This is a genomic window from Porticoccus sp. (assembly GCF_041592135.1).
Classification (GTDB): domain Bacteria; phylum Pseudomonadota; class Gammaproteobacteria; order Pseudomonadales; family Porticoccaceae; genus Porticoccus.
Window position 1 is genome coordinate 1 of record NZ_JBFHQR010000116.1, and the last position, 7,964, is coordinate 7,964.

Here is a 7,964-nt window from a genome sequence, read left to right on the forward strand (position 1 = left end):
CACTAATTTGATTACCACTGCTGGAGGTCATTTTTGCTTCCAGCGAGGCGGAATGAGCGTGGTTTAGTTATTCTAAATGAGCGAATGACAACAACGCTGGGGGCAAAAATGGCCCCAGCCCTTCGGGTTGCGGCTAAAAAAAGCCACTCGTCGTTGCTCGTCACTCAGTTAGAACCACTAAATTCATTTCTCGCGCCTAGATTGGCGCTTTTTTAGTCACAACAGAGGCAACCAAATTAGTGTGAACAGGCCCTATCAAGAGAAGAGCCGTGCATGACTCCGCCACCAAACCAGCAGACTGAATCAGCGCCCGCCTCGCGCACTTATTGCGCGATGCCGAAAACCATCTGGGTGTTGGGCTTCGGTTCGCTGTTCATGGATATGTCCTCCGAGCTGGTCCACAGCCTGCTGCCGGTCTTCATGGCCACGGTGCTCGGGGCATCCATGGTCACCATCGGCATTATCGAGGGTATCGCCGAAGCCACCGCCGCCGTGGTCAAGGTGTTTTCCGGCGCCCTCAGCGACTATTTCCGCAAGCGCAAGTTTCTGATCGTGCTCGGCTACGGCCTGGGTGCCCTGGCCAAACCGATTTTTCCCCTCGCAACCACCATCGGCTGGGTGTTTGGTGCGCGCTTTGTCGACCGCATCGGCAAGGGCATTCGCGGCGCCCCGCGCGACGCCCTGATCGCCGATGTCACGCCGCCGCCCATCCGCGGTGCCGCCTACGGCCTGCGCCAGGCACTGGATACCGTCGGCGCCATTCTCGGGCCGCTGCTGGCGCTGGCCCTGATGGTCTGGTTCGCCAATGACATCAAAGCCGTGCTGTGGGTGGCGGTGATCCCGGCCTTTGTCGCGGTGGCGCTGTTGTTCCTGGCGGTGCGGGAGCCCGAGGCCCCGACGCTTGCTCCCGAACCCGCAGCGGGCGCAAAGCGCTCGATGCTGGCCGGAGCCGGGCATTTGCCGCTGCGCTACTGGCTGGTGGTGGCACTGGGGGCGATCTTTACCCTGGCCCGCTTCAGCGAGGCGTTTCTGATTCTGCGCGCCACCGATGTCGGCGTCGCCCTCGCCTATGTGCCCGCCATCATGGTGGTGATGAACCTGGTCTACGCCGTGTTTGCCTACGCGGCGGGGGCGGCATCTGACCGGCTGCCGGCGCGCACCCTGCTGGTTATCGGCCTGGGGGCGCTAATAGTGGCCGACCTTGTGCTGGCGCTGGCCGCAACTCCCTGGGTGGCGTTTGCGGGGGCGGCATTCTGGGGCCTGCACATGGCACTCACCCAGGGGCTGCTGGCCAAGCTGGTGGCGGATACCGCACCGGCAGCACTGCGCGGCTCGGCCTTCGGCATCTTCAATCTGGTGAGCGGCGGCGCCCTGTTGCTGGCAAGCCTGATTGCCGGATGGCTGTGGAGTGTCTTTGGTCCCGCTGCCACGTTTATGGCCGGTGCCGCCTTCGCCCTGGTCGCGGCCATGGGACTGCTGCTTTACCGCCCCAAACCACGGCTTCCAGTGTCGGGCTAACGGCCCCCAGAACAGCGGCGATTCAGCCCCAGGCCAGTGGCGACTGCCTGACGACCCATCAATTGCACGGCTTTTGCCAATCGCCATACCCTAAGCCTTCCCCTAAGTACCGGGTTATCAGTAAAATCGCCTCCTTTTTCATGTTTACGGAGCATGTGCCAGATGGGCAGAGCGTATCAAAACCGCAAAGATTCGATGGCCAAGACCTCGGATATGAAGGCTAGGGTATACAGCCGCTACGGTCGGGAAATCTATGTCAGCGCCAAGGCCGGGGGCATTGATCCCAACGGTAACCTGTCACTGCGCAGCCTGATTGATCGCGCCAAGCGGGATCAGGTGCCGGCCCATGTGATCGACAAGGCCATCGACAAGGCCAAGGGCGGCGCAGGGGAAGACTTTTCTCCCTCCCGCTATGAAGGCTATGGCCCCGGCGGCAGCATGGCGATCATCGAGTGCCTGACCGACAATCCCAACCGCACCTTCGGGGATGTGCGCCAGGCCTTCACCAAGACCAAGTGCAAGATCGGCACCCAGGGCACCGTCAGCCACATGTTCGATCATGCGGCGATCTTTGTGTTTCCCCACGACGATGAAGACGCCGTGCTGGAAGCCCTGATGGAGGCGGATGTCGATGTCACGGATATCGAAAGCGAAGATGGCAAGATCTCTGTTTTCACCCCGCACACCGACTACTTCAAGGCAAAACAGGCGCTGCTCGACGGCCTCGGCAACATCGAGTTCGAGATGGACGAAATCCAGTTCATCGCCAACACCTACACCACCCTGAGCGGCGACGATGTGGCCCTGTTCGAGAAGTTTCTCGGCATGCTGGACGATCTGGACGACGTGCAGCAGGTCTACCACAACGTCGAGCTTTCCTGACAGGCACTAAAGCGAACACCCGCGCCGGATAGTTTTCCGGCGCGCCCGCCTTTTTGCTGGGTTACACTGGGCCATGGCCATTGAAACCCTGCTGCTCACCACCACCGCCATCACCACCTTTTCGGGCGGCAGATCCCTGACCAACGCCAGCGGTTTTTTCTTCGAACACGGCGGCAAGCTGTTTCTGGTCACCAGCCGTCATGTGTTTATCGACGAAGTAAGTGGTCACTTCCCTGATCGCATCGAGATCGATCTGCATATCGACCACGACAATGCCACCCGTTCGGTGCGCTATTCGATCCCGCTGTATCGCAACCGGCAGCCCCTGTGGCGACAGGGCGTCGATTCCGCCGGCGCCATCGACGTGGCGGTCATTGAAATCGACCGAACCGCCCTGCCGGTGGAGGCATTCTATGCCGCGTTCACACCAGAACACCTCAACAAGGCCCAGGACAGTGTCGAAATCGGCACCCCGATGCTGATCATCGGCTTTCCGCTGGGCTTCCACGACACCCTGCACCATTTGCCGGTGGCCCGCCAGGCCATCAACGCCTCATCCTTCGCCCTGCGCTTTCAGGGACAGGGCTATTTTCTCACCGATGCCCGCACCCATAGGGGTACCAGCGGCGCCGCTGTGGTGATGCGCGCGGAGCAACTGGACGGCGAGTTGCCGTGGAAATTGATGGGCATACACTCATCCCGCATGGATGTGACCCGGGACACCCAAATCGACGAAGCCCTGGGGCTAAACTGCGCCTGGTTCCCGGATATTTTACTGACCCTGACGCGGTAGAAAGGCGAGGTGGAAGACGAGGTGGAAAGACGTGGACTTAGCCCAACTATTCAGACTCTACGCCCCCGCTGTTTATTTATTTTTTGGATTTTGAAGCATGATATAGAATGTAACTCTTCTTTCTTCCAGCGTGGCGATTTATGAAAAAACAATCGCACAACTTGCTGCTATACCAGATTTTTTTCGCAGTGACGGCCGCCTATGATGACTTCCACTGATCTATCTTTAGCGGTGAACCGGCGGAAGCTGGTCAAAACGACGAATCTGGCGATTATTGTACTCATCGCTTTTCTGGCCAGTCTGAAAATGATCCTGGTGGGCGCAAACCCGCCACCGGTTCCCGCACTTATCCTGCTGACAGGGCTTGGCGCCAATGCCGTTTATCTGTCGCGCAGAGGGTCTACTGAAAGCGCGGCTGTGGTACTCGTCGGCTTACTACTCTTGGGCTTGATCCTGGGCAGCCTGAATACCGGTGGCTTTAGCGGCCCGGTGGTACTGTTGTCACCCCTTATTCCCCTGTCGGCCATGCTGCTTATCAGCAACCGCGCTGCCTGGCTATCCCTGTGGTCGGTGGGTTTTGTGCTCGCAGGCCTGTACCTGCTCGATATTTACCAGTTGATTCCTGAAAACCCACACAGCGCGACCCTGCTCAAGTTCGGCCGTTTTCTCAGCGTTGCCTCGCTGTGCCTGATAGCCACAGGGATGATGTGGGGGCTGGCCCGCGAGCTCAAGGAGTCCCTTGCCAAGGTCAAGGGGGAATCAAACACCGACTTCCTCACCGGAATTTACAATCGTCGCGCGATTGAGAATATTCTTTTGCATGAGGTAAACAGAACCCACCGCGATGGCGACTGGCTGTCATTCATTATCGGCGACATTGATCACTTCAAGCTATACAACGACAGCAATGGCCACCAGGCAGGTGATCGCTGCCTGATCCTGGCGGCAGAGACTATCCGCGCCTGCTGCCACAGGGCGGCTGACGTTGTCGGGCGGTTTGGCGGCGAGGAGTTCGTCGTCATTCTGCCGGGTACTGGCCCGAAAGGGGCTGGCAAGGTGGCTGAGGATTGCCGCCGAAGCATACAGGCCCTCAACATTCCCTATGGGCCAGACGATCCACGGTCTGTCACCATCACCCTGGGATGCGTCAGCATCGCGGGAAGCCGAATTGAAAGCCTTGATCAGATCATCAAACTGGCAGATGACGCACTCTATCGCGGCAAACATCAGGGCCGGAATTGCGCTATCCACAGGGTGATAGAGGAAGAAGCCTTCTCCCGTGAGGTAACCCCCCGCAGAGAAGCCGGGAGCTGTTTGTAGAAGGGCAAGCAGGAATGTCCAATGATCGGCGGGGTTTAGCAGGCCTATAACTTACCCCAAATTTTCCCCCAAATATTATGCGTGCGGAGCAGCTGGACGGAGATTTGCCGTGGAAACTGATGGGCATACACTCGTCCCGCATGGACGTGACCCGGGATACCCAAATCGACGAAGCCCTGGGGGGCTGAACTGCGCCTGGTTTCCGGATATTCTATTGACACTGACGCGTTAAAACGCACCCCTGACAAAGTGTTCATTCCCGGGAAGGAAGAACCATGGGCCCACTTGAAATACTCGCTCTGTTTGCTGTGATGACGGTCTTGGCTCTTGTCCCCAGTACCAGTGTGGCACTGGTGGTCTCCCGCTCCGCCACGACCGGTTTTACGAACGGCGCCGCCGTCGCGGCCGGTATCGTGCTCGGCGATCTTATCTTGATCTGTTTTGCCATCCTGGGCGCGACGGCACTATCGGAGATGCTGGGGAGCCTGTTTCTGGTTCTGAAGTATGTGGCGGGAGCCTATCTGATCTGGTTCGGCCTTACCCTGTTGAGACCCAGAACCGCGACACCAGTGGAAGTTGCCAGTCCTTCGGTATCGACATTACCAACCAGCTTCCTCTCTGGCCTCGCCATCACCCTCGGGGACGTGAAAGCCCTGTTTTTTTACGCGAGCCTGTTGCCCGCTTTTGTTGACCCGGACAACCTTCGTGCAACGGACATTGCCATCCTCCTCGTCCTGACGGTCGTCACCGTCGGCGGCATCAAACTGGGCTATGCCTATGCCGCGAGACAATTGATTTCAGCTACCAGAGGCTTCAAGCCGGAAAGAGCGGTTAGCCTGGCCGCCGGCGGACTGATGATGGCCATGGGTGTCCACTTGATGACCCAGTAGCCCCTTTTATGGATAAACCCCAGTGGATGGAGTTAATGATGGAAAAATCACCTCAGAGCCAGTCGACAGACGCCCCTCTCAATCAAGCCGGAGCAGCCGTTGCGGAATACCCGGCACCCGGGGATACCACTCTTCCCGACCCCTTTTCCGAGTCAACCAGTTTCGCCTTCTCGGGCACCCTGGGCGGCGTGCGGACTTCTATGGGGCTCTTTCTCGAACCCCTGGAAATATTGCGCCACAACAATGGCGGCAGGTATCGCGCTTCGCTGATCGCCGTCAAACGAGGCGGCAAAGCGACTGGCCATAGGCGCTGGGAAGGTTTTGTCCAGGCATCCGGGGAAGAAACCTATACGGGCATGTTGCAAGAAACCCAGCCCGTAACGTCGTCCGACCACGAGCCCTCAGTCGTAGGTATACAAATAACCGCAGAGACGGCGGATCGGTACACCCTCGCTATCACCTCCGAAATCGGCGCGCTCGGCACCGCCCAGGGCCACAAAACCCCGACTTTGAGTCCTGCCAGCGACTCGGAGTATCTGCCGGAATCAAGTTACTGCCTTCAGGAGATCGACAGCGGCATGCCAGGTACCCGAAAACTGCGATTTCTGGTGTTCGGAGGCAACCTCAGTTGCGATGGTATCGATTACATGGTTTTCGAAGATCGCGTTGAATACGGGCTGCGCATTGGCGGGCGCGCTTCGGGCAACCCAATGTCCCCGTCCCTCCCCGACGGCACGGGGTTCCTGACGGCTATTCTCGCGGGCGCCCCGACACTGCCGCTGATGGCCTTCAGTGCCAACCAGGCCCTGCCCTGGCCCTGGACTGACGTTGGCAAATGCGGCCCTATTGAGCCTGGCCAAACGAGCATGACCAGGGAGAGCGTGATCAAATACCGGGAGTGGCGGGCAATCAAGCGGAAATGGCGGCGCTTTGTCGACTTCGTTGTTCCCGTGGTCCAGCGCATCAACTGCCCGCATTTTTACATCTGCCCCGCCCTGGTGCTGGCGATACTCTGGGACGAGATGGCCCGTGGCAGCTGCGATACCTCTGAGTGGATCAAAGATACCCTGCAGGAAGATATCGGCGGCGACCCCACCTGCGGCCCTTTTCAAATCCGGCTCTCAACCGCCCGGGAGATCATCGGCAAATTCAATATTCAGACCCACCACAATGTTGATGCGGATGACGACCTGCAGGATGCATTGACAGAGGATCTGGATTTCGCGGCCACACTGGTTGCCTACCGTATCTGCCAATTGTGGAATCACTGGCGGAATGCGGGACACGACCCCTGCACCCAGGGTGGCTTGGGCGCTAATCACATGACACCATCGCAATTGGCCGCCGCGCTGTACAGCCAGGGCCTGGGGAATCCCAAACCGAATCCCGGCCCCAATGCCCGCGGCGACCAGCTCGTGCAGTGGATGACACAAATCATCGCCGATCTCGGATTCCCGCCCTGCAACCCCTGCGACCCCAATAGCGTCATTCGCCACCCTGGCCCACTGCCAGAGGCGTACTGGAATGGATTTGACTGGAGCGAATTGACCGGGGCGGAGCAAAGCGCCTGGAAGCGTTTGGGATGGGATGAGGATAGCTGGGCAGGCGATACACCGGCACCCGATACGTCCACAACACCCTGGGAAGAACTGACCGATGATCAGCGCGATGCGGCCGCTGATCTCGGCTATGCGCAAGAGAGTTGGGATGGTGCTTAGGGCCTGTTCACACTAATTTGGTTGCCCTGTTGTGACTAAAAAAGCGGCAAACAAATGGGTGAAAACGGGCCCAAACACGGACGGATTTACCGATGATCGAACACAAAGCAAAGAAATTCCTCAAGCTGGGAACCGCCATCAGGTACCTGAATGATGTGAAATTCAAGATGGGTGGCGGCCCCCAATCTCCAGAACCGCTGGGGGATAACCATGTCCTGGATAATATCCGCCACGTGCTGGAACTCACCAAAGAGCTGAATCTTGAAGGCACACTGGAAGCGGGTGCTTTTGGCAAATTACAAAGCATGTATGCCACATTGCAGCAAGCAAGCCGCTCGGCAACGACACTGACCATGGAGCAGGCCGAAGATCTACACCTGCTTGCCCGCAGGATCAGGGAATCCCTGCTGGCGGAAGGGAATAATCTGTCGGTCTTTTATCTCGAGAGGGAAGAGGCCGCAGCGGTGACATCACCCCCCTGGCCCAAAGAACTGACCATCGACCTGATCCTCAAAATACGCTGGTCACTGGCCAAATGGTTCCTCGGCCTGCTAGTGGCAACATTCCTGCTGGGCGTATTGGCTGCCGAAACGGGACTCTATGCGAGCGTCGAGGCCAGGGTTGGCAATCTCCTCACCCCCAATCAGGAAGCAGCCCCGCTGGAACAGCACGAACCGGGAACAGCAGAGGAGCAGCCAGCCCCCTAGGGCCTGTTCACACTAATTTGCTTACCACTGCTGGAGGTCATTTTTGCTTCCAGCGAGGCGGAATGAGCGTGGTTTAGTTATTCTAAATGAGCGAATGACAACAACGCTGGGGGCAAAAATGGCCCCAGCCCTTCGG

The 7,964-nt window shown here is 58.5% G+C and carries 7 protein-coding genes; all 7 read left to right on the forward strand.

From position 1 onward, the window contains the following. The first annotated feature begins 333 nt into the window (after positions 1–333). The 7 genes from ABY948_RS09890 to ABY948_RS09920 all read left to right on the forward strand — a co-directional run bounded on the left by ABY948_RS09890 (position 334) and on the right by ABY948_RS09920 (position 7,828). Complete coding sequence (locus ABY948_RS09890; protein WP_461482371.1) at positions 334–1,518, forward strand: MFS transporter; 1,185 nt, start codon at positions 334–336, stop codon at positions 1,516–1,518. 162 nt (positions 1,519–1,680) lie between these two features. Next, positions 1,681–2,400, forward strand: coding sequence for a YebC/PmpR family DNA-binding transcriptional regulator (locus tag ABY948_RS09895; RefSeq protein WP_461482372.1), 720 nt, complete (start codon positions 1,681–1,683; stop codon positions 2,398–2,400). Between the two features lie 73 nt (positions 2,401–2,473). Continuing rightward, positions 2,474–3,193: a S1 family peptidase gene (locus ABY948_RS09900; protein WP_461482373.1), complete on the forward strand. Its 720-nt coding sequence runs from the start codon at positions 2,474–2,476 to the stop codon at positions 3,191–3,193. A gap of 204 nt (positions 3,194–3,397) precedes the next feature. Then, positions 3,398–4,513, forward strand: a complete 1,116-nt coding sequence (locus ABY948_RS09905) for a GGDEF domain-containing protein (protein ID WP_461482374.1) — start codon at positions 3,398–3,400, stop codon at positions 4,511–4,513. Between the two features lie 275 nt (positions 4,514–4,788). Beyond that, a complete protein-coding gene (locus ABY948_RS09910) occupies positions 4,789–5,403 on the forward strand; it encodes a LysE family translocator (protein ID WP_461482375.1) in 615 nt (204 codons plus the stop codon). A 38-nt stretch (positions 5,404–5,441) separates the two neighbouring features. After that, complete coding sequence (locus ABY948_RS09915) at positions 5,442–7,121, forward strand: hypothetical protein (protein ID WP_461482376.1); 1,680 nt, start codon at positions 5,442–5,444, stop codon at positions 7,119–7,121. A gap of 92 nt (positions 7,122–7,213) precedes the next feature. Next, a complete protein-coding gene (locus tag ABY948_RS09920; RefSeq protein WP_461482377.1) occupies positions 7,214–7,828 on the forward strand; it encodes a hypothetical protein in 615 nt (204 codons plus the stop codon). Positions 7,829–7,964: the final 136 nt, after the last annotated feature.